23 protein-coding genes are annotated in these 26,104 nt (G+C 71.9%); 19 read left to right on the top strand and 4 right to left on the bottom strand.

Features of this window, described 5'->3' with window-relative positions; translation table 11 throughout:
* The first annotated feature begins 248 nt into the window (after window positions 1-248).
* Window positions 249-1,901: a sugar ABC transporter permease gene (locus tag ACLQ2T_RS28050; protein ID WP_425769363.1), complete on the top strand. Its 1,653-nt coding sequence runs from the start codon at window positions 249-251 to the stop codon at window positions 1,899-1,901.
* A 79-nt stretch (window positions 1,902-1,980) separates the two neighbouring features.
* Window positions 1,981-3,204, top strand: coding sequence for a serine hydrolase domain-containing protein (locus ACLQ2T_RS28045; protein WP_425769384.1), 1,224 nt, complete (start codon window positions 1,981-1,983; stop codon window positions 3,202-3,204).
* Here ACLQ2T_RS28045 and ACLQ2T_RS28040 read toward each other — a convergent pair.
* Both ACLQ2T_RS28040 and ACLQ2T_RS28035 read right to left on the bottom strand, forming a co-directional pair.
* Complete coding sequence (locus tag ACLQ2T_RS28040; RefSeq protein ID WP_425769362.1) at window positions 3,201-3,728, bottom strand: metallophosphoesterase family protein; 528 nt, start codon at window positions 3,726-3,728, stop codon at window positions 3,201-3,203. The two genes, ACLQ2T_RS28045 and ACLQ2T_RS28040, sit on opposite strands and share 4 nt — an antisense overlap.
* A gap of 27 nt (window positions 3,729-3,755) precedes the next feature.
* A complete protein-coding gene (locus ACLQ2T_RS28035) occupies window positions 3,756-4,331 on the bottom strand; it encodes an MOSC domain-containing protein (RefSeq protein WP_425769361.1) in 576 nt (191 codons plus the stop codon).
* 224 nt (window positions 4,332-4,555) lie between these two features.
* On the opposite strand from ACLQ2T_RS28035, the gene ACLQ2T_RS28030 reads away from it, so the two are divergent.
* Together ACLQ2T_RS28030 and ACLQ2T_RS28025 are read left to right on the top strand one after the other, a co-directional pair.
* The gene (locus ACLQ2T_RS28030; protein WP_425769360.1) at window positions 4,556-5,983 is read left to right on the top strand and encodes a hypothetical protein; all 1,428 of its coding nucleotides are present in this window, start codon (window positions 4,556-4,558) and stop codon (window positions 5,981-5,983) included.
* Window positions 5,980-7,173 carry an ARPP-2 domain-containing protein gene (locus tag ACLQ2T_RS28025; RefSeq protein WP_425769359.1) on the top strand — a complete coding sequence of 398 codons (1,194 nt, stop codon included), beginning with the start codon at window positions 5,980-5,982 and terminating at the stop codon, window positions 7,171-7,173. Before ACLQ2T_RS28030 ends, ACLQ2T_RS28025 begins: the two co-directional genes overlap by 4 nt.
* Before the next feature lie 40 nt (window positions 7,174-7,213).
* Here the strand turns inward: ACLQ2T_RS28025 and ACLQ2T_RS28020 are convergent, their stop codons facing one another.
* Together ACLQ2T_RS28020 and ACLQ2T_RS28015 are read right to left on the bottom strand one after the other, a co-directional pair.
* Complete coding sequence (locus tag ACLQ2T_RS28020) at window positions 7,214-7,768, bottom strand: hypothetical protein (RefSeq protein WP_425769358.1); 555 nt, start codon at window positions 7,766-7,768, stop codon at window positions 7,214-7,216.
* Window positions 7,769-8,024: 256 nt separating this feature from the next.
* Window positions 8,025-8,318 (bottom strand): hypothetical protein, encoded by a 294-nt coding sequence (locus tag ACLQ2T_RS28015; protein ID WP_425769357.1) that lies wholly within the window; start codon window positions 8,316-8,318, stop codon window positions 8,025-8,027.
* Between the two features lie 427 nt (window positions 8,319-8,745).
* Between ACLQ2T_RS28015 and ACLQ2T_RS28010 the strand changes: the two genes are divergently transcribed.
* The 15 genes from ACLQ2T_RS28010 to ACLQ2T_RS27940 all read left to right on the top strand — a co-directional run bounded on the left by ACLQ2T_RS28010 (window position 8,746) and on the right by ACLQ2T_RS27940 (window position 25,926).
* Window positions 8,746-8,949 (top strand): cold-shock protein, encoded by a 204-nt coding sequence (locus tag ACLQ2T_RS28010; RefSeq protein ID WP_425769356.1) that lies wholly within the window; start codon window positions 8,746-8,748, stop codon window positions 8,947-8,949.
* Window positions 8,950-9,175: 226 nt separating this feature from the next.
* The gene (locus tag ACLQ2T_RS28005; RefSeq protein WP_425769355.1) at window positions 9,176-10,597 is read left to right on the top strand and encodes a dihydrolipoyl dehydrogenase family protein; all 1,422 of its coding nucleotides are present in this window, start codon (window positions 9,176-9,178) and stop codon (window positions 10,595-10,597) included.
* Between the two features lie 95 nt (window positions 10,598-10,692).
* Entirely contained in the window at window positions 10,693-11,934 is a 1,242-nt protein-coding gene (locus tag ACLQ2T_RS28000) for a glycoside hydrolase family protein (RefSeq protein ID WP_425769354.1), read from the top strand.
* Between the two features lie 157 nt (window positions 11,935-12,091).
* Window positions 12,092-12,922: an alpha/beta hydrolase family protein gene (locus ACLQ2T_RS27995; protein ID WP_425769383.1), complete on the top strand. Its 831-nt coding sequence runs from the start codon at window positions 12,092-12,094 to the stop codon at window positions 12,920-12,922.
* A gap of 119 nt (window positions 12,923-13,041) precedes the next feature.
* Window positions 13,042-14,199, top strand: coding sequence for an acyl-CoA dehydrogenase family protein (locus ACLQ2T_RS27990; protein ID WP_425769353.1), 1,158 nt, complete (start codon window positions 13,042-13,044; stop codon window positions 14,197-14,199).
* Window positions 14,196-15,302 (top strand): acyl-CoA dehydrogenase family protein, encoded by a 1,107-nt coding sequence (locus ACLQ2T_RS27985; protein ID WP_425769352.1) that lies wholly within the window; start codon window positions 14,196-14,198, stop codon window positions 15,300-15,302. The genes ACLQ2T_RS27990 and ACLQ2T_RS27985 overlap by 4 nt, the downstream gene beginning before the upstream one ends.
* A 74-nt stretch (window positions 15,303-15,376) precedes the next feature.
* Entirely contained in the window at window positions 15,377-16,159 is a 783-nt protein-coding gene (locus ACLQ2T_RS27980; protein ID WP_425769351.1) for an ABC transporter ATP-binding protein, read from the top strand.
* Complete coding sequence (locus tag ACLQ2T_RS27975) at window positions 16,159-16,878, top strand: ABC transporter ATP-binding protein (protein ID WP_425769350.1); 720 nt, start codon at window positions 16,159-16,161, stop codon at window positions 16,876-16,878. The genes ACLQ2T_RS27980 and ACLQ2T_RS27975 overlap by 1 nt, the downstream gene beginning before the upstream one ends.
* A gap of 18 nt (window positions 16,879-16,896) precedes the next feature.
* A complete protein-coding gene (locus ACLQ2T_RS27970; RefSeq protein ID WP_425769349.1) occupies window positions 16,897-17,775 on the top strand; it encodes a branched-chain amino acid ABC transporter permease in 879 nt (292 codons plus the stop codon).
* 68 nt (window positions 17,776-17,843) lie between these two features.
* Window positions 17,844-18,878: a branched-chain amino acid ABC transporter permease gene (locus tag ACLQ2T_RS27965; RefSeq protein WP_425769348.1), complete on the top strand. Its 1,035-nt coding sequence runs from the start codon at window positions 17,844-17,846 to the stop codon at window positions 18,876-18,878.
* A gap of 58 nt (window positions 18,879-18,936) precedes the next feature.
* Window positions 18,937-20,217 carry an ABC transporter substrate-binding protein gene (locus ACLQ2T_RS27960; protein ID WP_425769347.1) on the top strand — a complete coding sequence of 427 codons (1,281 nt, stop codon included), beginning with the start codon at window positions 18,937-18,939 and terminating at the stop codon, window positions 20,215-20,217.
* A gap of 105 nt (window positions 20,218-20,322) precedes the next feature.
* Window positions 20,323-21,099, top strand: a complete 777-nt coding sequence (locus ACLQ2T_RS27955; protein ID WP_425769382.1) for an SDR family NAD(P)-dependent oxidoreductase — start codon at window positions 20,323-20,325, stop codon at window positions 21,097-21,099.
* A 1-nt stretch (window position 21,100) separates the two neighbouring features.
* On the top strand, window positions 21,101-22,336 hold the full coding sequence (locus ACLQ2T_RS27950; protein ID WP_425769346.1) for an acyl-CoA dehydrogenase family protein: 1,236 nt from the start codon (window positions 21,101-21,103) through the stop codon (window positions 22,334-22,336).
* 45 nt (window positions 22,337-22,381) lie between these two features.
* On the top strand, window positions 22,382-22,993 hold the full coding sequence (locus ACLQ2T_RS27945) for a TetR/AcrR family transcriptional regulator (RefSeq protein ID WP_425769381.1): 612 nt from the start codon (window positions 22,382-22,384) through the stop codon (window positions 22,991-22,993).
* Window positions 22,994-23,124: 131 nt separating this feature from the next.
* Window positions 23,125-25,926, top strand: a complete 2,802-nt coding sequence (locus tag ACLQ2T_RS27940; RefSeq protein ID WP_425769345.1) for a LuxR C-terminal-related transcriptional regulator — start codon at window positions 23,125-23,127, stop codon at window positions 25,924-25,926.
* The last annotated feature ends 178 nt before the right edge of the window (window positions 25,927-26,104 follow it).

Raw genomic sequence — 26,104 nt, 5'->3', positions numbered from 1 at the left:
AGGCCGGGGCCTACGGCCAGTGGTCCGATCAGCGGCGGTCGTCACCTTCCCGCGCCGCGACGCCGCCCGCCGGGCGGGACCTGAGGGTGCGATCCGCCCACCCCTGAGTATCCGTACTCAGCGATGAGGACGTCCCGGTACTCAACGGAGACCACATCGACGATGTATGCCGCCGGGAGGAGTGGCGCGACGTGATCACTGGCCCTATCGTCGGGACCGGCCAACGGTCCGAAGAGGCGAGGAGCGGCATGAGCATGGCAGCACCCACGATGACGGCGGCCCGTACCGGACCGGACAGGGGTACCCGGATCGGTCTCGGAATCCTCCTGCTGCTTCCCGCGTTGATAGCCCTCGCCTGGTCGTATCTGATTCCCACCCTGCAGGCCGTGGGACGCTCGACCACCCGTGACCAGATGCGCGGCCCCACCGAGAGTGTGGGCTCTGCCAACTACGAGGCCGTCTTCACCCAGGGATTCCTCGGTGACATGGGCTCGGCCCTGCTCCTGGCGCTGGTGCCACTGGCGTTGGCGCTGCTGGTCGCACCGGTGCTGGCGCTGCTCGCCGATCGCGCCGGGCGCCGGGCCCGGCTGGCGCTGCGGGCCCTGATCGTGGTGCCGGTCGCCGGGTACGCGCCCGTGGCGCTGCTCATCGGTTGGCGTCTCGATCGGATGGAACCCGGCACCATGCTGGACCGTCCCGTCGCGACCCTCGCGGAGTTGACCGCAGTCGGTGGCGGCGGACTGGTCGTGGCGGTCGCCACCACGGCCTTCCTCGGCACCCTGCGCGGCCGGGGGCACCGCCGCGACGCCCTGCCGGCGGCGCTGACCGTCGCCGGTCTGCTGGTGCTCGGGATCATCGCGGTCGCCCTGCAGACCTACACCGCGTCGCTGCTGACGGGCAGAGTCCGTACCCCCCTGACGTACGTGGTCACCGAGTCCCTGCAACAGCTGGCGGCTGGTCGCGGCTCCGCCGCAGCGGTGCTGCTGCTGATCCCGCTGGCCCTGCTGGGCCTGGCGGCGACCGCCCTGCTGCTGCTCACGAAGGCCCGCATCGAGGTGGTCGACGAGGCCGCCACCCCCCGCGAGCACCCGCACGGCGAGGTCAGCAAGTCCGGCCCGGTCGCCGCGTCCGGTCTGGTCACCGAGTCACCCGGTAACCGGCAGGCCCGGATCGGGCTGGTGGTCGCAGGGGTGTTCGTGCTCGCCGTCATGCTGTGGGCGGCCTGGCCGTGGCTGAGCCGCAGCCTGCGTTTCACCACCGAGATCCCGCCGATGCCGACTCCCGACCTGAGCGGCATGCTGATGGCGACCTGGCTGCCGACCCTGCTGTCGGCGGTGGTCACGGTCGCGGTCGCGGCGGCCGCCGGTTTCGCCATCGGGGGCCTGCGTCCCCTCGGTCGGTTCAGCGAGCTGCTCCTGCTGCCCTTCGCGCCGTGGCTGTTCGTCGGCACCGGGCCGCTGGCCATCGAGTCCTTCCTGCGGGCCGCCGACTTCGAGCAGCTCAACACCTTCCTCGGGCTGGTGCCGCCGGGCTGGGTAAGCATTCCCGCGTTGTTCCTGTTCACCGTGCTGTTCCGTGGGCTGGAACCCCGGTGGCGGGCGGGCACCGGGTTCGGGCGCGCCATGCTCGCCCCGGCGGCGCCGATGATCCTGCTGGTCGGGCTGGTCACCTGGCTGATCACCGCCGGACAGGTGCTCTGGCCGATGCTCGTGGCGTCCACCCCGTTGAATCGGCCGGCGCCGCTGGAGGCTCTCCTGCTGTTCGCCAGGTGGGGGTTGACCACGGACGAGTTCGCCCTCGGCGCGGTTCTGCCGATACCGATGATTCTGCTCTTCCTGGTCGCGTTCGGGTGGCTTCAGGTGAAGTATCTCGACCGGTTGGCGCTGCGAGTCGGTCGGTGATTTCCCGGCAGGGGCTGCGGATCGCCGGGGACACAACGATCATGTAGTCATGTTCAGTACTCTTCGGACACGCAAGATCGTGGCTGCCGGCGTGATGCTGGCGGCCACGATCGCTGTTCTACCCGCATCCGCCGCAGCGCAGCCCGGGCCGTCCGCCGACAGACCGGACCGCGCCGAGTTACGCGCCGCGCTCACCGCAGTACCCGAGGCCGGGGTGCCCGGCGTCCTGGCCGAGGTACGCGAGGGCCGGCATGACTGGCGCGACGCCGCCGGCCAGGCGTATCTGACCAAACCTCGACCGATGCAGCCACAGATGCGCCACCGCATCGGCAGCATCACCAAGACCTTCGTCGCCACCACCGTGCTGCAACTCGTCGACGAGGGACGGTTGGGTCTGGACGATCCGATCGGCAAGTGGCTCCCCGACACCGTGCCGGGGGAGCGTGGTGACCAGGTCACCGTCCGGATGCTGCTGAATCACACCAGCGGCATCGGCAACTACACCAACGCGATGATCGACTCGTACGCCTCGCTCAACCAGATGCAGGTCACCACGTACGCCCCGGCGGACCTGGTCGCCACCGGTCTGGCCATGCCACCGACCGGCGCCCCCGGTGCGACGTTCAGCTACTCCAACACCAACTACGTCCTGGCCGGACTGCTGATCGAGGCGGTGACCGGCAACGACGCCCCGGCCGAGGTGCAGCGGCGCATCCTGCGACCGTTGAAGCTCACCGGGACGAGCTTCCCGGGCACCGATCCGACGATCCGCGGCCCGCACGGCGGCGCCTACTTCGCCCCCTTCGGGGTCCGCGACCTGAGCGAGTTCAACATGAGCTGGGGGTGGACGGCCGGCGAGATGATCTCCACCATGGCGGACCTGAACACCTTCTTCCGCGCGCTGCTGGACGGAGACCTGCTCAGCCCCGCCACCCTCAAGCAGATGCTCGACGGGGTGCCGATGCTGCCGGAGCTGCCCGAAGCCGGCACCTACGGCCTCGGCATCTACTCGCTGCCCACCCCGTGCGGGGAGTTCTGGGGGCACGACGGCGCGGTGTTCGGTCACCTGACCTACTCGCTGCACAGCCGCGACGGCACCCGCCAGGTGTCCTCCGGCATCAACATCAGCCACTATCAGGTCGGCTTTCCCGATCCGCACCCGATCGACATCGCCTGGCAGACCTTCCTGCTCACCGCGATGTGCCCGACCGGCGACGTGAGCAGCCGCTCGGCGCAGCCCGCGCCGCAGCTGCCCAGCGTGACCCGGATGCCGGGCAACGCGGCGGCGGTGCCGGCGCCCTAGGGCGTCACACGGCGTTGCGGCCGGCTGGGCGGGGTCACCTCGTGCAGGGTGACGGCGTCCAGTCGGCCGTCGGCCAGCTCGGCGGTGAGATAGGTCGCGTACGGCTGACGGCGCCGGTCGGTCGGCGAGCCGGGATTGAGCAGCCGTAGGCCGCCCGGGGCCTCGCTGTCCCAGGGGATGTGGGAGTGCCCGAAGACCAGCAGGTCGCAGTCGGGAAAGCGGGCCGCGCAGCGGCCCTCTCGGCCGGTGGCCGGACCGGTCTCGTGCACCACCGCGATCCGCATCCCGGCCACCTCCACCCGGGCGATCTCCGGCAGCCGGGCGCGCAACTGCGGGCCGTCGTTGTTGCCGTAGACACCGATCAGCCGGGCGCTGCGCCGCTGCACCTCGTCCAGCAGTTCCACGCTGACCCAGTCGCCGGCGTGGATGACCAGATCGGCGGCGTCGACGGCGGCCCACAGCCCGGGCGGCAGGTCACGGGCCCGCTTCGGCACGTGGGTGTCCGCCATGATGACCAGCCGCATACCGGCAGCGTAACCGGCGTGAGGAGGTCAGGGTTGGCGGCGAATGGTGTCGCCGACCCGGATCGTGGCGCCGACGACCACTCGGGCGTTGAGGCCGCGCAACCGCAGTCGCTGACCTTCCTCCGCCCAGACGATCTTGTGGGCGTCTCGTCCGAACCGGGCGGCGAACTTGGCGCAACCGGTGTGCGGCTGATCGGTCACCTCGATGACCGCTCGGTCGCCGATCGCCAGGCGGGTACCGGCCGGCAAGGCCTCCACGCTCAGGTCCAGATCGACGTAGAGCTGATCCCCGGCCAGCGCCCAGGCCTGCGGATCGGCACCGGTGATCAGCTCGACGAAACGGGAGTTGATGACGTTCAACTGCATGTCGGGATGCGGTGACCGGTCGGGCGTACGCTTGCTGGGACGTTGACTCCAACTGTCGCCGAGCAGCCCGGCGTCGGGGTCCAGTTCGGCCTCCGACAGCACCTCGCGGGCATCGACGGCCGGCCGGCGTACCGCCAGGGCCAGAGTGCCGCCGTCCTGGGGGGACTGCCGCACCAGGTGCAGCCCTGCCATGATTTCATCCATCGAGCGATGCCGTACGGCGACAGAGTTCTCCATGGTGCGACTGTCCCTCATGGGGCTGCGCGACGTCCATCAGTATCGACACCCGAGACCCTGCGCGCAGGCCGCCGAACGGGGTTGATCGTGACCGGTATCGTGGCCGGGCCGGCCGCGGGACTTCGGTGCGACTTCCGGAACCCGCCTCTGAAGCGATGCTTCGCAGTTCGTGCCCCCATTCCCCGGCCGGCACCCTGGTCACCAGAGAAGGTGGAGTCGCGGTCATGTCGCGGGCGGATCGAGTCGCGTGTGAGGACGTGGTCATGTTCGTCAACGCCGCGGTCGCCTCGACGGCCCAGCGCGAGTTCAGCTCCGCGGCGCCCACGCAGCGGCTGTCCCTGGACTTCCTACACGAGTACGTGCTGGGCAACTACCGCGACCTGTACGCCGCCACCCTCGCCCTGGACATCAACCACCTCAACGCCACAATGGTGGTGACGAACCTGCTGCGCACCGCCCGGGAGGCGAGCGACGCGCAGCGTGCGCTGGAGGGGCGACTGATCGCGGCGCGGCTGCGGACCCTGCCCCCGCAACGGGTGTACGGCGTGTTCCGCGAGCTACGCCGCCTGGGGGTCAACAACCGACGTACCCGTGCCATCGTGCGTGACTGGGTGACGGCCCGGCCCGACCCGGCCTTCGACGCGATCAAGTACCGCCGATCGTTGTCGGTCGCGGCCCGGCACGCCCATCTGCCGCTTCCCGGCGAGGTCGGCACGGTGCTGTTCGACTGGCGTCGACCCAAGCGCTACCAGACCCCCATCCTGGAGGCGTGGCGGCGCGCCCATTACGAGCAGCGGGCCCTGTACGAACTGCCGTACACCGTCGCCGAGGGACTGGCCGCCCAGCACGGCATCGGTCGGGCCCGGTTCCTGTCCGGCATCGCACCCAGGCTCACCGCCGCCGAACGGCTGCGGTTGCAGGGCAGCGCCGTACGGCACAAGGTCACCGGCGTCGCGATGGACCTGGCCACCGCACCCCTGACCCGCCTGGCCAGCTACACCCTGTCGCTGCCCCGGGCGGAACGCGCCGAGCGGAGCGAGGAGTTGACCGGAGCCCTGCGGGCCGCGGCCCGTCGAGCCGCGCGCCGCCAGGCGGGCACCTGGGGACGGGTGGTGGCCGTCCTGGACGACAGCTACTCCGCCGCCGGCTCCGGGGCGAAGCGTCGCCGACCCCTGGCCGTCGCCCTGGCCACCCACTATCTGCTGGAGGCCCTGGCCGCCGACTTCACCGGGCTGTGGCTGCACCATCGCGGGGACCCCCTGCTGGTCCATCCCGTCGGGGCCACCGGACTGGGGGCACGCATCCTCGACGCGCTCGAACACCGCCCCGACCGGCTGGTCATCGTCTCCGACGGCTGGGACAACGCCCCACCCGGACAGGCCGCGGAGGTGCTGCGGATCTGGCGCACCCGCCTCGATCCCGACCAGCACACCAGCATCGTGCACCTCAACCCCGTCTACGACGCCGACACCTTCGACGTACGCCGACTCGCTCCCGACGTGGCCACGGTAGGTGTCCGGGACGCCGAGGATGCCGCCGCGCTTGTCGAACTGGCCCGCTTCGCCACCGGCGACGCCGGCTTCGACGAACTGCGCCGTCATCTCGCCGACCGGGTCGAGCGGATCCTCGACCTCGAGGAGGCCGGGCCGTGACCACCGGCGCCGAGGGCCTCGACCTGACCGGGCTGACCGTCGGCCCCGCCCAGACCTGGGGGGCGATCCGCCTGGTCCCCCTGCTGCGCGAGCGCCCCGTCACCGACCTGCGCCTGCACGCCCGGCTCTACGACCCCGAGGCCCTGTCGATCGTGCAGACGGCACCGCGTACGGCGTACATCTCGGTCATCCCGCACGGGTTCGTCGCCGACTGGACCACCGACGGCACCCCGGCCGCCGCCTACGGCACCCAGCTACGCGAACCCACCGACCCGCACCCTCCCGAGGGGATCCGGCTGGTGTTCCGCCGCCGCATGGCCCGCCGGGAGGATCGGCAGCGGCTGCGTTTCCTGCCGCTGCACCTGGCCCTGGAGGGGTACCTGGCGTTGCAGTTCGGGGGCCCGCCCATCGCCTGGCAGGACTGGACCCGGCAGGCGGTCACCCGGGGTCTGTCCCCTCGGATGGAGGCCGGCTACACCGGAGCCACCGTCCCCGGGCTGGACGACGCCCTGCGGGTCTTCGAGATCCACCCCGACCAGTGCGGCATGGTGCTCCACGTCGCCGACACCCTGGCCGCCGCCTTCGTCGTCGGACACCCGGACGACTACCGCGCCCTGCACCCCACCCTGTTGCGGGACCTCTACGGCGAACTGCTCTTCCACTACACCCACCTGTATCCGGCCGTACCGGACTTCACCTTCCGCCTGGACGAGACGGCCATCGCCGACATCGCCGACCTGCGCGCCCAACTGACCCGGGTGGCGGCCGACTGGCAGAGCTTCCACACCCTGATGGCCGAGGGGCTGTTCGCCGCCCAGCGGCTGGCCGTCACCCCGGTGCAGCGGCTGGGTCGCTTCACCCTGGCCCGGTTCCTGCCCGCCTTCGATCCGGACGCCGACAACCACATCGGCGAGACCATCACCGACGAGACCGGTCGGTTGGTCTACCTCAAGACCTTCCGACTGTCGGCCGCGCAGACCCGCCGTGGACACCTGCTGTCCCAACTGGCCGCCCACGACTGGCACCTGGAGAGCACCGCCGCCGCCCTGCGTACCGATGTCGAGGGGTTGGTGCAGCGTGTGGACCGCGCCGGGTTCGGCCACCTGCTGCGTCCCGACATCATCGATGCCTGCCGCAGACGCGCCCGGCAGTCGCGTGGCGGGCCGTCGGCCGCCGACCGGCGTCAATGATCGGCAGCTTGCGATGGCGGTCCTGCCCGCCGCCCCCTGGTCAGCTCAAGGTGAAGGTGACGTCATCGACGTCGAAGGCGGTGACACCGTTGCCGGCCGTTTCGACGGCGCCGAAGGTGACCCACGCGGTGCGCTCGGTCGTCGCCGTCCCGCTGGACATGCTGTACTGCCGCCACTGCGGCCCACCGTCGTAGGCCAGCGAGAACCGTGTCTTCGGGGGTTCTCCGGTGACCGCCAGCCCGACGTTCACGTAGTCGCCGCGGCTGGTCTCCGTGGTGAGGGTCCGGACCCAGAACTGGACCGTCAGTCTGCAGTCGGCCGGCACGGTCACCTCGGTCCTGAGCAGTTCGTACCGGGTGACGTCCAACCCGGCGAAGGTGGCGTACGCCCGACCGGTGTGGGCGGGTCTGGCCGCGTCGCCGAGCACGACGATACGGGGGTCGGCTGTCCAGCCGGTGGTGCCGCGCTCAAAGCTCGGATTCGAGTGGATCTGCCCGCGGCAGGGCGCCTCGGCGGTCGGTGGGCGGTGGTGGGCGCTGCCGCTGGTCAGCAGGAGCAGGGCGGCAGCAGAGGCGAGAGTGACGAGGGTCTTCATCGGTTCTCCCCGTTCGAGTATCGCTGAGGTCGATGTTAATCGACGATGCTCGATCGGTATTCCGGCGTCAAGTCATTCCCGCTGTCGGCTCTGATCGGTTCGAAGGTCTCGACGAAAGATCCCTCGCCGGTGGGCGGCAGGTCGAGGCCCCCCACCGGTGACTATCCCCGACCGTGTCCATGGCTCAGTGCCGTGACCTGCGGTTACCCGGGCTGTGTGATCTGATGGAATGCGGCGGGTCGTGCCCGTCGGGGACCTACGGTGATCGCAGGGGCGCGAGCTGCACGGTCCAGGTCCGGGCCGTTCCGACGACCGCGATCGCCCGGCAGAGGAGATCGCAGCCGAGTTGGGCGCTACCCTCCGCGAAGCCACGATTGATGACGCTGATTGCTTTCGGGTGGTCGCCCGCTTCAAGGGCATTCTCCAGGGCGGTGGTCAAAACCTTGGAGAGCGCGGAGTGAAAGCTTTCCGCCCCCTTTTCGCGGAGATTCTTGACGGGCTTGCGCGGCTCCGGGGAAGAGACCGTGGATGGGGCCAATGCGAGAGTCATGTCCTTCTCCTGTGCCGGAGTGCCGCCCGAAATGGCGGACCCGCAACTGGAGGTCAGCCAGACCTCCGATGGGTTGCCTCACGACATCGCTGGTCGTCGCCCGCAACGTGGCGTAATCCGGCAGTGCGTCCGAAGTGCCGGCGGCCGTCTACCGCTCCAGTCTAACGCGCACCACGCGCTGTCGCTGCGCCGTCAGCCGCCCCACCCCGCCGGCTCCAGCGGCTCGTGGCCCGCGCCTCGTCAAATTCTGTGCTACGGTTGCCTCGTTGCAGTTTTGATTTCCGTTTGACGTTTCGGCGCCTGATGGGTTAACCAAAACCCGTTCAGGTGCTTTTTTCGTTTTCGTGTCGTTCCCGACGCGGGTGATCAACGCAGCGGCAAGTGAGACCGCACAGTGTGGTCTCCACCAGCCTGCGAAGGAGCAGACATGGCTACTGGTACCGTGAAGTGGTTCAACGGTGACAAGGGTTTCGGTTTCATCAGCCAGGACGGCGGCGGCGCCGACGTTTTCGCCCATTTCTCGGCGATCTCGGCGAGCGGCTTCCGGAGCCTCGATGAGAACCAGCGGGTCGAGTTCGAGATCACGCAGGGCCCGAAGGGCCCGCAGGCGTCGGACATCCGCTCGCTCTGATCCACGCTTCACCGAACGGCGGCCTGACTGGTTCAGCAGGCCGCCGTTCGGCGTTTCTCCGTATCTGTTCAGGTCCGGCCCCATGACGCCCGGTGCCCTCCCGCCGCACCGCGCAGTGCCACGGACGATCCGTCCTTGATCGACACGACCGGCCACGCCACCCCCGGCGCTATCTTCTTCCTCGTCGCGGCGATCCGCCCCGGCCGTGCTGCGAAGGGGAGCTGACATGACCGAGTGGGAGTACGACGTCGTCGTGATCGGCGCGGGGCCGGTGGGGGAGAACGTCGCCGACCGGGTCGTGCAGGGCGGCCTGACCGCCGCCATCGTCGAACGGGAACTGGTCGGCGGGGAGTGCTCCTACTGGGCCTGCATGCCGACCAAGGCGTTGCTGCGCAGCGGGTCCGTGTTGCGCGCGGCCCGCCAGGTGCCCGGTGCACGGGAGGCCGTGACGGGAGACCTGGACGCGGCGGCCGTGCTGGCCCGGCGGGACTCCGTCGCCGCACACTGGCGCGACGACGGCCAGGTGTCCTGGTTGGAGTCGGTCGGGATCGCGCTGCACCGAGGTCACGGCCGGATCAGTTCCGCCAAGGTCGTCGAGGTGACCGGGGTCGACGGTGCCACGACGAGGCTGACCGCCCGGCACGCGGTGGTCGTGGCCACCGGCAGCAGCTCCCGGATGTCGGACCTTCCGGGCCTGGCCGCGGCGGCGCCGTGGTCCAGCCGCGAAGCCGCCTCGGCCAGGTCGATTCCCCGCCGACTCGCCATCATCGGTGGCGGGGTGGTGGCGACCGAGATGGCGACCGCGTACGCCGCCCTGGGGTCCTCGGTGACCGTGCTGGCCCGCAGCGGGGTGTTGCCGTCGGTGGAACGGTTCGCCGCCGAACGGGTCGTGGAGTCGTTGCGCCAGGCCGGGGTGACCGTTCAGCTCGACGCGGAGGCCGTGGCCGCCCACCGTGACGACAGCGGAACCGTCCACATCGAGACCAGCCGGGGCGAGCGGATCGAGGCCGACGAGGTGCTCGTCGCGATCGGCCGTACCCCGAACACCGGGGACATCGGCCTCGACACGGTAGGTCTGACCCCCGGTGACTGGCTGACGGTCGACGACACGATGCGGGTCGTCGACGGCGGAGGCTGGCTGTACGCCGCCGGTGACGTCAACCGGCGGGCGCTGCTGACCCACCAGGGCAAGTACCAGGCCCGCGCGGTCGGCGACGTGATCGTGGCCCGGGCCACGGGGGAGAAGGTCGAGGGCGGCCGGTGGGGCCGGCACGTGGCGACAGCCGACGAGGGCGCGGTACCGCAGGTGGTGTTCACCGATCCGGAGGTCGCGGCGGTGGGCCTGACGGCGGCGGCGGCCGAGGCGGCCGGGCTGCGAATCCGGGTGGTCGACTACGACCTGGGCCGGGTGGCCGGCGCCACCCTGCACGCGGACGGCTACCAGGGGCGGGCCCGGATGGTCGTCGACGAGGACCGGAAGGTGATCGTCGGGGTCACTCTCGTCGGTCCGGACGTGGCGGAGCTGATCCACGCCGCGACCGTCGCCGTCGTCGGTGAGGTTCCGCTGGACCGGTTGTGGCACGCGGTGCCGGCGTACCCGACCGTCAGCGAGGTGTGGCTGCGGCTGCTGGAGGCGTACGGCCGCTGAGGTGTCCCTTGAAAACGTGGCGCGCTGCGGTGAACCGGGGCGGGTCGCCCGCCGTGGTACCCGCGACCAGCCACGGATTTCGAGGAGCACTGTTCATGACCTCACGTTGGGTGAGCCGCAGACGGCTCGTCTGGGTAGGCGCGATCCTTACCTGCGGGGCGATCCTGGTGGGCCTGGCGGCCGTACCCTCGGCGCAGGCCGACCGCAGCGCACCGATCGTCGGGGTGGCCGGCAAGTGTGTCGACGTCCAATGGTCCGGGACGGAGAACGGCACCAGGGTCCAACTGTGGGACTGCAACGGCACGGCCGCGCAGAACTGGGTCGGGGTCGGGCGCCGGGGCACCCTGCGCGCGCTCGGCAAGTGTCTGGACGTGGCCGGAGGCCTTCATGACGACGGCACCCGGGTGCAGCTGTGGGACTGCAACGGCACGGAGGCGCAGAGCTGGCTGCTGGACCAGGGGAGGGTGATCAACACCGGGTCCGGCAAGTGCCTGGACGCCTCCGGTGGCGCGGCCACCGGGACGGCGCTGCGGATCCGCGAGTGTTCCGGGGCTGCCACCCAGGCGTGGGCCGCGGGTGGACGGCCGGAGGTCACCGGACCGGCCGCGAAGAAGGGGGTGGCCACCTGGGCCTTCCCGCCCGGCGGCGAGGGAATCCGCCAGGTGGGTGCCACCTGGTACTACGACTGGTCCACCTCGAACGGTGACGTACCGGCGGGGGCCGAGTTCGTACCGATGATCTGGGGCGCGACCTTCGTCACCGAGGCCGACCTGAGCACCGCCCAACGCTCCGGCCGTACCCTGCTCGGCTTCAACGAGCCGGACCTGCCGGGGCAGGCGAACATGTCGGTGGAGCACGCCCTGGACCTGTGGCCCCGGCTTCAGGACACCGGGATGCGGCTGGGCAGCCCGGCGGTCGCCTTCGGCGCCGACACCCCGGGCGGCTGGCTGGACCGCTTCCTGGGCGGTGTTCGGGAACGCGGACTGCGGGTGGACTTCATCGCCCTGCACTGGTACGGCTCGGACTTCGGCGACGAGGCGGCGAATCACCTGATGCAGTACGTGCACGCGGTCTACGAACGCTACCGCCTGCCGATCTGGATCACCGAGTTCGGCCTGATCGATTTCAGCCAGGGGGCGCCCCGCCACCCGACCCCACAGCAGCTCGTCACCTTCATCGACAAGGCGACGGCCGCGTTGCAGGCCACCCCGTACGTCGAGCGGTACGCCTGGTTCGCCCTGCCGGCCACCGGCGAGCACGCGGCGCACGGTCTGTACCGCGAGGACGGCACCCTCACCGAGGCGGGTGCGGCCTACCGGATGGTGGGGGGCGGGTAGCCCGCGCGGGCGGGTGACTGGTGATTCTACCGATGCGGGGTCGGCGCAACGCCCCAAACACTGATCGCAGTCGATACCACTCCAACCCAAGGGAGTATCCGACGTGCGATCCACCACCACCCGTCCCCGTTCCCTCACCCTCCTGGCCCGGCTGGCGATGGTCGCCGTCATGGCCGCCGGCGGCGTCGTCGCCACCTCCTCCACCGCCCAGGCCGCCAACCCGTACGAGCGGGGCCCGGCGCCGACCAACGCGATCCTGGAAGCCAGCCGTGGTCCCTTCGCGACCTCGTCGACGACGGTTTCCTCACTGGTGAGCGGCTTCGGCGGCGGCGTCATCTACTACCCGACGACCACCACCGCGGGCACCTTCGGCGCGGTGGCCATCTCGCCCGGCTACACCGCCTCCTGGTCGAGCCTGGACTGGCTGGGCCCGCGAATCGCCTCGCACGGCTTCGTGGTCATCGGCATCGACACCATCACCCGCCTGGACCAGCCCAGCAGCCGGGGCCGGCAACTGCTGGCCGCGCTGGACTACCTGACCGAGCGCAGCTCGGTGCGCGGCCGCATCGACTCCAGCCGGCTCGCCGTGGCCGGTCACTCGATGGGCGGCGGCGGCAGCCTGGAGGCCGCGGCCGCCCGGCCGTCGTTGCAGGCCGCCGTGCCGCTGGCGCCGTGGAACCTGACCAAGAACTGGTCGAACCTGCGGGTGCCCACCCTGATCATCGGTGGTGAGACCGACTCGGTCGCCTCGGTGGCGACCCACTCCGAGCCGTTCTACAACAGCATCCCGGCCTCGGCGGAGAAGGCGTACCTGGAACTCAACAACGAGGGTCACTTCTTCCCGAACACGACCAACACCCCCACCGCCAAGCAGATGGTGGCCTGGCTGAAGCGGTTCGTCGACGACGACACCCGTTACGACCAGTTCCTCTGCCCCGGCCCGAGCGGCTCGGCTGTGGAGGAGTACCGCAACACCTGCCCGCACTGACGGGTCTTTCCGGGGCGGCCGTGACACGGCCGCCCCGGATCCTTCGGCCGCCGGTCTTCCGTCCCGAGGACCGGCGGCCGTATATTGCATCGACAGTGCAGAAATGCTGGAGGTGGTGAGTGTCCGACCATACCGCTGACGGGCTGCGCGGGCTGGTCGCCGCGTTCCTGCGGACGCACGACCCGGCCGGTGATCGCACCGGCTTCCTGCGCGCCCGCTTCGACGCCGGGCTGGCCTGGGTGCACCACCCGCCCGGTCGCGGTGGCCTGGGCGCCCCGGCGCACCTGCAACCCGTGGTGGACGAGGCCTTCACCGCGGCCGGTGCGCCGGACAACCGGCCCCGGCGCAACAGCATCGGGCTCGGCATGGCCGCCCCCACCCTGCTGCGGCACGCCAGCGAGGCCCAGTGCCGGCGCTGGCTGCGACCGCTGTGGACCGGTGAGGAGGTGTGGTGCCAGCTGTTCAGCGAGCCCGAGGCGGGCTCCGACCTGGCCAGCCTGCGCACCCGGGCGGTGCCGGAGGGGGACGACTGGGTGGTCGACGGCCAGAAGGTGTGGACCTCCCTGGCCCACCAGGCGCGGTGGGCGATCCTGCTGGCCCGTACCGATCCCGCCGCACCCAAGCACCACGGCCTGACCTACTTCGTCTGCGACATGACCGCACCAGGGGTGCAGGTACGTCCGCTGCGGCAGATCACCGGGGAGGCGGAGTTCAACGAGGTCTTCCTGACCGGGGTCCGGATACCCGACGCCCACCGCATCGGTGCGGTCGGGCAGGGCTGGCCGATCGCCCGCACCACCCTGATGAACGAGCGGGTGGCCATCGGCGGGCGACCCCTGCCCCGGGAGGGCGGCATGGTGGGGGTGCTGACCCGGCTGTGGCGACAGCGACCGGAACTGCGTACCGCCGGTCTGCACGCGGAGGTCCTGCACGCCTGGGTACGCGCCGAAGCCGCCCGGCTGGGCGCGCTGCGTCTGCGTCAACTCATCGCCGCCGGTGAACCCGGCCCGGAGGGTTCGGCCGTGAAGCTCTCCTTCGCCGAGCTGAGCCAACAGATCAGCGGGCTGGAGGTGGAGCTGCGCGGGGCCGAGGGGCTGCGACACGACGACTGGACGATGCACCGCCCGGTCGAGCCCGACCTGCTGGGCCGCACCGCTACCTACCGCTACCTGCGCGCTCGGGGCAACTCCATCGAGGGTGGCACCTCGGAGATCCTGCGCACCATCATCGCCGAGCGGGTGCTCGGGCTACCCACCGAACCCCGGAGGGACCGATGACCGACCTGCTCTACGACTCCGACGAGGAGGCCCTGCGCGACAGCGTACGGGCCCTGCTGACCGCGCATGCCCCCTGGCAGCGGACCCTGGCCGCAGTGGACGGCGAGGACCCGTACGACCTGGGGTTGTGGCGTCGGCTGGTCGACCAGCTGGGGGTCACCGGCCTGGCCGTGCCCACCGAGTACGAGGGGGCCGGGGCGGGTTTCCGCGAGGTCGCCGTGGTGCTGGAGGAACTGGGTAGGACGGTGGCCCCGGTGCCCTTCCTGGGCACGGTCGTGGCCACCCGGGCGCTGCTGGCCTGCGGGGAGCACACCCTGCTGCGTCAGGTGGCGACCGCCGGATGCGAGGTGGCCCTGGCGGTCGGGTTCGCCACCGCCCCCGACACGCGATGCGACCCGGTGCGGGTCGGCCCCGGACCCACTGTGTCCGGCTCAGTGTCCGGGGTGGTCGACGCCGTGCCGCAGGGTCTGCTGCTGGTTCCGGCCGAGGACGGGTTGTACGTCGTCGAGGCCGCCGATCCGGCCGTGCGGCTGGCCCCGGTGGTGTCGCTGGACGCCACCCGGCCGCTTGTCGACATCGAGTTCACCGAGGCCCCGGCCCGACCGGTGGCCGCCGGGGTGGCCGCCGCCGAGGCGGTGACGGCGGCGCTGACCGCCGGGGCGGCCCTGCTCGCCTCCGAGCAGGTCGGCCTGGCCCAGTGGTGTCTGGACACCACGGTGGCCTACGTACGACAACGTCACCAGTTCGGCCGCCCGGTCGGCTCCTTCCAGGCGGTCAAGCACCGGCTGGCCGACCTCTGGGTGGAGTTGACCGAGGCCCGGGCGGTGGCCCGGTACGCGGCCGACCGGCTCGGTGCGGCCGATGCGGAGGCGGCCCTGGCCGCCGCGTTGGCCCAGGCGTACTGCGGGCCGATGGCGGTGCGGGCGGCGGAGGTCTGCGTCCAGTTGCACGGTGGGCTCGGCTTCACCTGGGAACACCCGGCGCATCTGTATCTCAAGCGGGCCAAGAGCACCGCGATCGGCTTCGGTACCGCCGACCGGCACCGGGCCGCCCTCGCCCGAATGGTCGATCTGCCCGCCCCACCGGCTGAACAACGACATTGAAGGTGTTGACGAAACACGCGAGAAACGTACACTCCCAGTGTAATAAGTTTGGCCGCACGGCGAGGGGCGGGTAGATGGCGGCGGGTCTCGCACTGCACCAGGTCGGCGTCCGCTTCGGCGGCCTCACCGCCCTGGACGAGGTCTCCCTGGAGGTCGGTCCGGGTGAGGTGGTCGGGGTGATCGGTCCCAACGGCGCCGGCAAGACCACCCTGTTCAACGTGGTGTGCGGCTTCGTCGCCGCGAACACCGGCACCCTGACCCTCGACGGTCGGCCCCTGCGGCCCCGACCGCACCGACTGACCCGGCTGGGCATCGCCCGCACCCTCCAGGCCACCGGCCTCTTCGGTGGGCTCACCGTGCTGGAGAACGTGATGACCGGGGCCACCCACACCGCCCGCACTGGCCTGCTGCCGGCCCTGCTGGGGCTGCCCCGCAGCGACCGCGAGGAGCACCGGCTGCGCGAACACGCCCGCACCGTCCTGGCGGAGCTGGGCATCGAGGAGTACGCCGACGCCGTGCCGGGCACCCTGCCCTTCGCCGTACGCCAGCGGGTGGGGCTCGCCCGCGCGCTGGCCGCCCGACCCCGCCTGCTGCTGCTCGACGAACCGGCCGGCGGCCTCGGTGCCGAGGACGTGGACGCCCTGGCGGAGCTGATCCGGAGCTTGCCGCACCGGGCCAACGACCCCTGCGCCGTACTGCTGGTGGAGCACCACATGGACCTGGTCATGGCGGTCTGCGACCGCATCGTGGTGCTCGACTTCGGACGGGTGGTCGCCGCCGGATCACCCGAGGCGGTCCGGGAGGACCCGGCCGTGGTCGACGCCTACCTCGGCGCGACCGTGGACGAGGCCGCGTAGTGGCCGCCGACCTGCTCGCCGTCGAAGCCCTGGCGGCCGGCTACGGCCCGGTGCCGGTGCTGCACGAGGTGGGCATGCAGGTGCCCGCCGGCACCATCGCCGCCGTTATCGGTGCCAACGGCGCCGGCAAGACCACCCTGCTGCGCACCCTGTCGGGCATGTTGCGCCCGACCGCCGGCCGGATCCTCTTCGACGGGCGGGACCTGCGCGGCACCCCGGTAGAGCAGTTGGTCCGCCGTGGGGTGGCCCACGTGCCGGAGGGGCGCGGCGTGATCGGCGAACTCACCGTGGCGGAGAACCTGCGCCTGGGTGCCCTGTGGCGGCGCGATCGCGGCGACGCCGCCCGCGCCCTGGACGAGGTCTACCAGCTGTTCGAGCCGCTGGCCCGACGGCGGCGACACCTCGGCCACCAGCTCTCCGGCGGCGAACGGCAGATGCTGGCCCTCGGTCGGGCCCTGGTCGGCCGCCCTCGCCTGCTGCTGCTGGACGAACCCTCCCTCGGCCTGGCCCCCCGGGTGGTGGCGCAGACCATGGCGTTGCTGCGCCAACTGCGCGACGACACCGGGCTGACCGTGCTGCTGGTGGAGCAGAACGTGCGTAGCGCCCTGGCCGTGGCCGACCAGGGCATCGTGATGTCGCTGGGCCGGGTCGTCCTGGCTGCCCCGGCCGAGCGGCTGCGCGACGACGCCGACCTGCGCCACGCCTACCTCGGATTCTGAAAGAAGGCTGGGAGGACTGTGGACCGCTTCCTCTTCCTCACCCTCGACGGTTTGTCGAGGGGCGCGGTCTACGCCGCGTTCGCACTGGCCCTGGTGCTCATCTGGCGCGCCGGTCGGATCGTCAACTTCGCCCAGGGCGCGATGGCGGTCGCCGCCGCCTATGTCGCCTACAGCGTCACCGCCGCGACCGGCTCCTACTGGCTGGGTTTCGCCGCGGCACTGCTGGCCGGACTGCTGCTCGGGGCCCTGGTCGACGTGGCGGTGATGCGGCTGGTGGACCACCGCTCACCCCTCAACCCGGTGATCGTCTCCCTCGGCCTGGTCCTGCTGATCCAGGCCATCCTCGGCATGGTGTACGGCAACGAGTACCTGCCCGCGCAGACTCCGTTCAGCCGTACCGCCCTGACGGTGGGCGGCACCGCCGTGCTGTCCCCGTACGACCTGTTCGTCTTCGCGGCCGTGGGGGTGGTCGGGGCGGCCCTGGTCTGGATCTTCACCCGGACCGCGATCGGGTTACGGATGCGGGCAGCGGCCTTCGCCCCGGAGGTGTCCCGGCTGCTCGGGGTGAACGTCGGCGGGATGCTCACCCTCGGCTGGGCGCTGGCCTCCGGGGTCGGGGCGCTGGCCGGGATGCTGGTCATCCCCACCGAGCTGGGCCTGCACCCGCACGCGATGGACCTGGTCTTCGTCTCCGCCTTCACCGCCGCGGTGCTCGGCGGGCTGGACAGCCCACCCGGCGCGGTCGTCGGTGGCCTGGGGGTCGGCCTGCTGCTCTCCTACGTCAGCGGGTACGCCGGGGGCGACCTCATCCCGCTGGCGGTGCTCGCCCTGCTGCTGACGGTGCTGCTGGTCCGCCCCGGTGGACTGTTCGCCCCGGTCACCGCGAGGCAGGTGTGAGCGCCACCCGGGCCTCGGCCCCACCCCGCCGAGTCCGTGCCGTCGACGCCCTCCGCACCGGCCGTACGATGCCTACCCTGCTCCGGCACCTCCTCGTCGCCGCGGGGGTGGGGCTGGTGGTGCTGATGGTCAGCTACCAGCTCGACTCGTACCGCAACTTCCAACTGGCCACGGTGGCCGCCTACCTCTGCGCCACCGCCGGGCTGACCATCCTGACCGGACTGTGCGGGCAGCTGTCGCTGGGGCACGGGGCGCTGATGGCCACCGGCGCGTACACGGTCGCCCTGTGCCAGGCCGCCTTCTTCGACCGGGGGGTCACCTCCGGGCTGACCCTGGTCGGGTCGCTGGCGGCGGCGGTGCTGGTCACCGTCGTGGTGGGGCTGGTCGTCGGGGTGGCCGCCGCCCGACTACGCGGGCCCTACCTGGCCGGGCTCACCCTGGCCGTGGCGGTGGTGGTGCCGGCCCTGACGGTCACCCTGGACGGCGTCTTCAACGGCGAGCAGGGCCTGCCGGTGCCGGTGGCGCCCGCACCGGAGAGCCTGGGGCTCTACTTCCCGCACGAGCGGTGGCAGCTCTGGGTGGCCGCCGGGACCACCCTGCTCTGCCTGGTGGTGCTGGCCAACCTGGTCCGCAGCCGGTACGGCCGCCTGTTCCGGGCGGTCCGCGACGACGAGGTGGCCGCTCGCCTGGCCGGCATCCATGTGGCCCGTACCCAGGTCATCGCCTTCGTGGTCAGCGCGGCCGGCGCCGGCCTGGGCGGCGCCCTGCTGGCGGTGCTCGCGCAGAGCGTGTCACCCGGCGCCTTCGGTCTGACCCTGTCGCTGTTCCTGCTGATGGCCGTCGTCATCGGCGGTCTTGGTCGGCTCGCCGGTGCGGTGTGGGGCGCCCTCCTGCTGGTCGCCCTGCCCGACCTGACCCACTCGCTTACGAACCTGTTCACCCTGTCACCGGCGGCGGCGCAGCGGCTGGAGGGCAACCTTCCGCTGGCGATCTTCGGGGCCACCTTGATCGTGGTCATGATCGCCGCACCCGGCGGTGTGCAGGGTCTGTTGTCCCGGCTGACCCACCGGCTGCGCACCCGCCGGCCGGTCGGGCGGTCGTGACCGTCCCACCCCCACCCACCCATCTCGCACAACCGGACCGATGAAAGGTCGGTGTCCCATGCGAACCACGGCACGGCGCGGTCTCGTGATCGCCACCACCATCACCCTGCTGCTCGGCCTCGCGGCCTGCGGCGCGGACGACGCTCCCGGCTCCGGGGAGCCGGTTCCCGGGGTCACCGACACGGAGATCGTCGTCGGCACCCACATGCCGCTCACCGGACCGGCCTCCGCCGGCTACTCGAAGATCGCCCCGGCGACGAAGGCGTACTTCGACTACGTCAACGCCAACGGGGGAGTGCACGGCCGCAAGATCACTTACAAGATCATGGATGACGGCTACAACCCCGCCACCACCCAGCAGGTGGTGCGGCAGTTGGTCCTCCAGGACAAGGTCTTCGCCGTGATCAACGGGCTCGGCACCCCGACCCACACCGGTGTGCTGGACTTCCTGCACAGCAACCGGGTGCCGGACCTCTTCGTGGCCTCCGGCAGCCGCAGCTGGGACCAGCCCGACAAGTATCCGAACACCTTCGGCTTCAACCCGGACTACACCGTCGAGGGCAAGATCCTGGCCACCCACGTCAAGAGCACCATGCCGGGTAGCAAGGTCTGCTTCCTCGGCCAGGACGACGACTTCGGCCGCGACGCCCTGGTCGGGGTGGAGAAGGTGCTCGGTGCCGACGGGGTGACCGCCAAGGAAACCTACGTCACCAGCAACACCAATGTCGCCCCGCAGATCGGCGCCTTCAAGGAGGCCGGTTGCGAGGTCGTCATCCTGGCCACCGTGCCCGGCTTCACCGCCCTGTCCGTCGGCACCGCCGCCCGGCTGGGCTACCGCCCGCAGTGGGTGGTGTCGAACGTGGGTGGTGACCACCCGACCCTGGCCCGGCAACTCGGCGACGCCGCCGGGCTGCTGGAGGGGATGGTCGGCCTGAACTACATGCCGATGCAGACCGACACCGAGGACCCCTGGATCCAGCTGTTCAACAAGATCAACACTGAGCACAACAGCGGGGCGGAGTTCGACGGCAACACCGTGTACGGCATGGCGGTGGGCTACCTGTTCGTGCAGGTGCTCCAGGCCGCCGGCAAGGACCTGACCCGCCAGTCGCTGATCGAGGCCGTACGCAAGGGCGGCTACCAGGGCCCGGGGGTGGCGCCGCTGCGCTTCTCCGCCACCGACCACTCCGGCTACGGCGGTGGCCGGCTGAGCCGGGTCACCGACGGCAAGCAGAGCTACTTCGGGCCGACCTACGAGACCGACGAGGCCGACGGACCGGTCCAGGAGTACACCGTCGCGCCGGTGGCCCCGCCGGCCAACGGGGTACCGACCGCCTGAGCCGCTCGCCTGGTCCGCACCCCACTGCAGGTGCGGACCAGGCCCTACCCCGGACGGACGACCATGCCCACAGGCGACAGACCCCCCGACCCCGCCACCGGCGGACTGCGACTGCCCGGGGCGGCCGTGGTGGTGACCGGCGCGGGCTCCGGCATCGGGGCGGCCCTGGCCGAACGGTTCGCCGCCGCCGGCGCCGAGGTGATCGTCAACGACCTGGACGCCGAGGCGGCGCAGCGGGTGGCCGAGCGGATCGGGGGGTACGCCTGCCCCGGTGACGCCGCCGACCCGGCCGGAGTGGCCGAACTGGTCGACCTGGCCCGCCGACGGCTCGGCCGGGTCGACCTGTACTGCGCCAACGCCGGAGTGGTGCCCGCGGACGACACCGACGCCGGTTGGGAGCGGGCCTGGCGGGTCAACCTGATGTCCCACGTGTACGCCGCCCGGGAACTGCTGCCCGGCTGGCTGGCCGCCGGGCGGGGGCGGCTGCTGGTCACCTCCTCGGCCGCCGGCCTGCTGACCATGCTCGGCAACGCACCGTACGCGGTGAGCAAACACGCCGCCGTCAGCTTCGCCGAGTGGCTGCGGGCCAGCTACGCCCACCGGGGGATCGTGGTGCAGGTGCTCTGCCCCCAGGGGGTGCGTACCCCGATGTTGGCCGGTGCGGACGCCATCGGCAGCGCCCTGCTGGAGGGCACCGCCGTCACGGTCGACCAGGTGGCCGACTGCGTGCTGGCGGCCCTGGCCGACGACCGGTTCCTGGTGCTGCCGCACCCGGAGGTCGCCGCCTGGTACGCCAACCGGGCCGCCGACCCGGACCGCTGGCTGCGCGGGATGAACCGTCTCCAGCAACAGACCGAAGGCGAACCGGACGGGAAGGTGTGAGGTGGACTTCCGCTACGACGACACCACTGAGCGGCTGCGGGAGCGGCTGGGCGACTTCATGACCGAGTGCGTTTACCCGGCCGAGCCGGTCTTCGAGGCCCAGGCCCGGGAGCCGGGCGAGCCGTGGCGGGTGCCCCCGGTGGTGGCCGAACTCCAGTCCGAGGCGCGGCGACGCGGGCTGTGGAACCTCTTCCTGCCCGGTGAGCACGGCGCCGGCCTGACCAACCTCCAGTACGCCCCCCTGGCGGAGATCACCGGACACTGTCCGTGGCTGGCCCCGGTGGCCCTCAACTGCGCCGCCCCGGACACCGGCAACATGGAACTGCTGGCCCAGTTCGGCTCGGCACAGCAACGCGAGCGGTGGCTCACCCCGCTGCTCGACGCCCGGATCCGGTCCGCCTTCGCGATGACCGAACCGGCGGTGGCCTCCTCCGACGCCACGAACATCGCCACCCGCATCGAACGGGTGGGCGACGAGTACGTCGTCAACGGCCGCAAGTGGTTCGTCACCGGGGCGATGGACCCGCAGTGCGCGATCTTCATCGTGATGGGCCGCACCGACCCCTCGGCCCCCCGGCACCAGCAGCACAGCCAGATCCTCGTCCCGCGGGACACCCCGGGGGTCACCGTCCGCCGAGGCATGACCGCCTTCGGGTACGACGACGGCGACCACGGCGGCCATGCGGAGATCGACTTCGTCGACGTACGGGTGCCGGTGACCAACCTGATCGGCGCGGAGGGTTCCGGCTTCGCCATCTCGCAGGCCCGGCTCGGTCCGGGTCGGGTGCACCACTGCATGCGGCTGCTGGGCATGGCGGAACGGGCCGTCGAGCTGATGTGCCGACGGGTCAGCCAGCGGCACGCCTTCGGTGCGCCCCTGGCCGAGCAGGGGGTGGTGCGGGACTGGATCGCGCAGGCCCGGGTACGCCTGGAACAGGCCCGCCTGCTGGTGCTCAAGACCGCCTGGCTGATGGACACCGTCGGTAACCGGGCCGCCCACACGGAGATCCAGGCCATCAAGATCGCCGTGCCGGAGACGGTCGAGTGGATCATCGACCGGGCGGTGCAGGCCCACGGGGCGGCCGGGGTCAGTCAGGACACCCCGCTGGCCCGGCTCTGGACCCGGGCCCGGGCGGTACGCATCGCCGACGGCCCCGACGAGGTGCACCGGCAGTCCCTGGCCCGTCGGGAACTGCGCCGGTATCGGGACGCGGATGCCGAACCGACGCACGTCTAGACTCGGCTGGCACGAGGAAACACAGCGGTGAGGAGACGGGCGCGGATGGTCAGTGCCGAGGCGGCCGGTCGGATCGACGGGCGCACCGCGCGGGCGGAGCGTACCCGGGCGGCGATCGTGGAGGCCCATCTGGCGCTCATCACCGAGGGTGACCTGCGGCCGACCGGGGAGCGCATCGCCGAACGGGCCGGCATCTCCCTGCGCACCCTGTGGACCAACTTCAAGGACATGGAGACCCTGTTCGAGGCCAGCGGTGCGGAACTGCTCCGCCAGCAGGACGCCGCCTGGCGGCCGATCTCGCCCACCCTGCCGCTGGCCAAACGGGTCGACGCCTTCTGTCGGCAACGGGCGAAGCTGCTGCAACTGATCGCACCGTCGGCGCGGGCGGCCCAACTGCGCGAACCCCACTCCGCCCAGTTGCGCCGCAACCGGCTCAAGCACATCGCCCGGGTACGCGACGAGGTCGAGCAGTTGTTCGCCGAGGAACTCGACCGCGCCGGACCGGGCCGGGAGCAGGTGATCAACGCGGTGGTGGCGGCCAGCACCTGGCCGGCCTGGTCGACCCTGCGCGACGGCCTCGGGCTGGGCGTGGACGCCGCCCGGGCGGTGATGGCCCGTACCGTCGGTGCCCTGCTGGCCGAGTGGGACGAGCGCTGAGTCGCGGTAAGTGCCGCCCGGCCGGGCCGTCCTGACGGGTTGTTTCGGAGAAGTGGCCGGAGTGTTCCGATTCACCTCTTCTCAAGCGCTTACCAATAGGCGAGACTCCATGCATGGTTAGTGCATCAGCAGTGCAAATAGAAGTGCTACGGGGCCGGCAGGCGGAGTGCCGGGAGATCCGGTCACTGATCACCGCCTCAGCCGGAGGCGCCCTCCTGCTGCACGGCGAGCCCGGCTCCGGTCGCACCGCCCTGCTGGCGTACGCCCACCGCCACCGCGCAGGTCGCCGGCTGCTCGCCGCCGCCGGCCTGGCCGACGAGGCGATGCTGCCCTACGCCGGGTTGCAACGCCTGCTGGACCCGGTGCTCGACCACGCCGAGGCGCTGCCCGAACGGCAGCGGCAGGTGCTGCGCCGCGCCCTGGCCGGGGAGGGCTGCCCCGAGGCAGACCAGCTCCTCCTCGCCACCGCCGTACTCGGACTGCTCGCTGACGCCGCCCACGACGGGCCGCTGCTGTGCACCATGGACGACCTCGATGCGGGGGACCTCCCGACCGCCCGGCTGCTGACCTTCGTGGCCCGACGACTCGCGCACCTGCCGGTGGTGCTGCTGCTCACCGCCGCCGCCGACACGGCGGCCCAGGCGATACCCGGCCACCGTCTGCTGCCGCTGGACCGTACGGACAGCCTCGCCCTGCTGGCCGCCCGATGCCCCGGAGCGTCCCCACCCGAGCCGGTGCTGACCGCCCTGGCCGGGCTGGCCGCCGGCAACCCCCAGGCCCTGGTCGACCTGGCGGACTCGCTAACCCCCGGCCAGTGGTGCGGCACCCAACCCCTGCCGACGGCACCCCCGGCCGACGGGGTTCTGGGCCGCACCTACCGCGCCCTGCTGGCCCGGCTGCCCGAGGACACCCGCCAGGCCCTGCTGCTGGCCGCGGTCGGCGCGGCGGACCTGGCCCACCCCAATCCGGCCGACCGGCCCGGCGCGGTCGACCCGAGGACCCTGGGCCGGGTCCTGCGGGCCGTCGGCCACACCATCGAATCCCTGGTACCGGCCGAGACCGCCGGCCTGATCCGGATCACCGCCCCGGGGGGCGTGGCCTTCCCCCGGCCGCTGGCCCGCGCCATGATCGAAGCCACCGCCTCGGTGACCGCGCGCCGACAGGCCCACCTGCTGCTGGCCGCATCCCTCGACGGCACCGGCTCCCGACTGCGGGTGGCCCTGCACCGGGCGGCGGCCACCGACGGGACCGAACCGACCCTGGCGACCGAGCTGGAGCACGCGGCAACGGAGCACGAGGACAGATCCGTGGCCGCCACCGCCCTGACCCGGGCCGCCGACCTCAGCGAGAACCCCCTGACGGCCGCCCGACGGCAGGTCATCGCGGCCCGCTACGCCTGGCAGGCCGGACAGGTCGAACGAGCCCACCTGCTGCTGCACCTCGCCGGCCCCTCGCCCGAGACCCCACCGACCCCCACCGACCGGTTGATGGCCGCCACCACCGGTGGCCTGGCCGAGCTGCTGCGCGGTGAGATGCAGCTGCGCTGCGGGGCGGCCACCACCGCCCTGCCCACCCTGCTGGGCGCCGCCACCACCCTGGCCGAGGTCGACCGGGAGTCGGCGCTTGTCGCCCTGGTCCGGGCTGGGGAGGCGGTCTGCTTCGCCGGTGACCACTACCGCTACGCCGAGGTGGCCCGACGGGCGGCGGCGATGCGCCGCGACGGCGACCCACAGTGGGCACACCTGTTGACCACCCTGATCTCCGGAGTGGCCGCCACCCTGCGCGGGGACCATGCCGACGGCGGCCCCCTGCTGCGCCAGGCGGTGGCCCTCGGCGGCCGGTTGACCGGCGCCGCCGCTACCCCCACGGCGCTGTGCGGTGCCGCCGCAGCCGGTCTGCTGGTGGCGGTCGACGCCGCGGCGTACCGGCTGGCCGAACGGGCCGTCGAACTGGCCACCGAGCGGGGCGAGGTGTCCATGCTGCCCAGGGCCCTCGAACTCCGCGCGATGAGCGAATACTGGCTGGGCCGCCACGACGCCGCAGCCAAGAGCTGCCGGGAAGGGCTGCGGGTGGCGCGGGCCACCGGACAGCAGGCCACTGCCGGGGTACACCTGGGTCTGTTGGCCGTGCTGGCAGCCGTACGGGCCGACCGGGAGACCACCCTCGGCCACGTCGCCGAGCTGGGCGACACCGCCACGCCGGACAGCCGCCCGTACGCCCTGGCGCAGTGGGCCCTGGCGGTGCTGGACCTGGTCGACGCCCGGTACGCCGACGCGGCCGACCGCCTGGCCGCCCTGGCCCGCCCCGGCACCGGACGCGGCCAGGTTCTCGTCCAGGTGATGGCCACCCCACACCTGGTGGAAGCCGCCGTGCACGACGGCCGACCCGCCCGAGCCCGCGCCGCCCTGGCCGTCTTCGACCGCTGGGCCGGCAGTACCGCCAGCCCACTGCGGCAGGCCCTGTCGGCCCGCTGCCACGCCCTGCTGGCGCCCCGGGGCAGCGCCGAGGCCGAAGAGCAGTACCAACGTGCTCTGTTGCTGCACCCGGCCGACGCCGCCGCCTTCGAACGCGCCCGCACCGAACTGCTGTTCGGCCGGGAACTACGCCGGGCCCGCCGCCCCCGCGACGCCCGCGCCCACCTGCACCGCGCCCGGCAGACCTTCACCCTGCTCGGTGCCGAGGTGTGGGCGCGGCAGACCACCGAGGAACTGCGGGCAGCGGGGGAGTCCGTCGGAACCCCGGATCGGCAGGCGGCGCGGCTGCTCACCGGTCAACAGCTACGCATCGCCCACCTGGTCGCCTCCGGCGCCACCAACCGGGAGGTGGCCACACAGATGTTCCTCTCCACCCGGACGGTCGACCACCACCTGCGCAACATCTACCACCGACTCGGCATCCGCTCCCGCACGGAACTGGCCCGCGCCTTGGGCTGAGGCAACAACCGCAACATCGTTCCATCTGGTCGAGCCGCAACCGTTCCGCAGGCTGCCGCGATGCCGCGATGCGCTCGCTGCTTCGGGCATCGATGATTCGCTTCTAGTACGGCAGCCGCCGTTCGGGATCATGGCTGGAGTTCGAGGTTGAGGCGGCGTGTGTAGTGGGATTGTCGGG

This window comes from Micromonospora sp. DT229, assembly GCF_049844505.1.
Taxonomy (GTDB): Bacteria; Actinomycetota; Actinomycetes; order Mycobacteriales; family Micromonosporaceae; genus Micromonospora.
The sequence above is the reverse complement of the archived record's forward strand: the minus strand, read 5'-3'. Positions and strand labels throughout refer to the sequence as shown.

What these genes read in the sequence shown, in the direction of transcription:
- ACLQ2T_RS28050 (WP_425769363.1), top strand. Translation starts at nt 249, where the DNA reads ATGAGCATGGCAGCACCCACGATGACGGCGGCCCGTACCGGACCGGAC.
- ACLQ2T_RS28040 (WP_425769362.1), bottom strand. Translation starts at nt 3,728, where the DNA reads ATGCGGCTGGTCATCATGGCGGACACCCACGTGCCGAAGCGGGCCCGT.
- ACLQ2T_RS28035 (WP_425769361.1), bottom strand. Translation starts at nt 4,331, where the DNA reads ATGGAGAACTCTGTCGCCGTACGGCATCGCTCGATGGATGAAATCATG.
- ACLQ2T_RS28030 (WP_425769360.1), top strand. Translation starts at nt 4,556, where the DNA reads ATGTCGCGGGCGGATCGAGTCGCGTGTGAGGACGTGGTCATGTTCGTC.
- ACLQ2T_RS28020 (WP_425769358.1), bottom strand. Translation starts at nt 7,768, where the DNA reads ATGAAGACCCTCGTCACTCTCGCCTCTGCTGCCGCCCTGCTCCTGCTG.
- ACLQ2T_RS28015 (WP_425769357.1), bottom strand. Translation starts at nt 8,318, where the DNA reads ATGACTCTCGCATTGGCCCCATCCACGGTCTCTTCCCCGGAGCCGCGC.
- ACLQ2T_RS28010 (WP_425769356.1), top strand. Translation starts at nt 8,746, where the DNA reads ATGGCTACTGGTACCGTGAAGTGGTTCAACGGTGACAAGGGTTTCGGT.
- ACLQ2T_RS28005 (WP_425769355.1), top strand. Translation starts at nt 9,176, where the DNA reads ATGACCGAGTGGGAGTACGACGTCGTCGTGATCGGCGCGGGGCCGGTG.
- ACLQ2T_RS28000 (WP_425769354.1), top strand. Translation starts at nt 10,693, where the DNA reads ATGACCTCACGTTGGGTGAGCCGCAGACGGCTCGTCTGGGTAGGCGCG.
- ACLQ2T_RS27995 (WP_425769383.1), top strand. Translation starts at nt 12,092, where the DNA reads ATGGTCGCCGTCATGGCCGCCGGCGGCGTCGTCGCCACCTCCTCCACC.
- ACLQ2T_RS27985 (WP_425769352.1), top strand. Translation starts at nt 14,196, where the DNA reads ATGACCGACCTGCTCTACGACTCCGACGAGGAGGCCCTGCGCGACAGC.
- ACLQ2T_RS27980 (WP_425769351.1), top strand. Translation starts at nt 15,377, where the DNA reads ATGGCGGCGGGTCTCGCACTGCACCAGGTCGGCGTCCGCTTCGGCGGC.
- ACLQ2T_RS27965 (WP_425769348.1), top strand. Translation starts at nt 17,844, where the DNA reads ATGCCTACCCTGCTCCGGCACCTCCTCGTCGCCGCGGGGGTGGGGCTG.
- ACLQ2T_RS27960 (WP_425769347.1), top strand. Translation starts at nt 18,937, where the DNA reads ATGCGAACCACGGCACGGCGCGGTCTCGTGATCGCCACCACCATCACC.
- ACLQ2T_RS27945 (WP_425769381.1), top strand. Translation starts at nt 22,382, where the DNA reads ATGGTCAGTGCCGAGGCGGCCGGTCGGATCGACGGGCGCACCGCGCGG.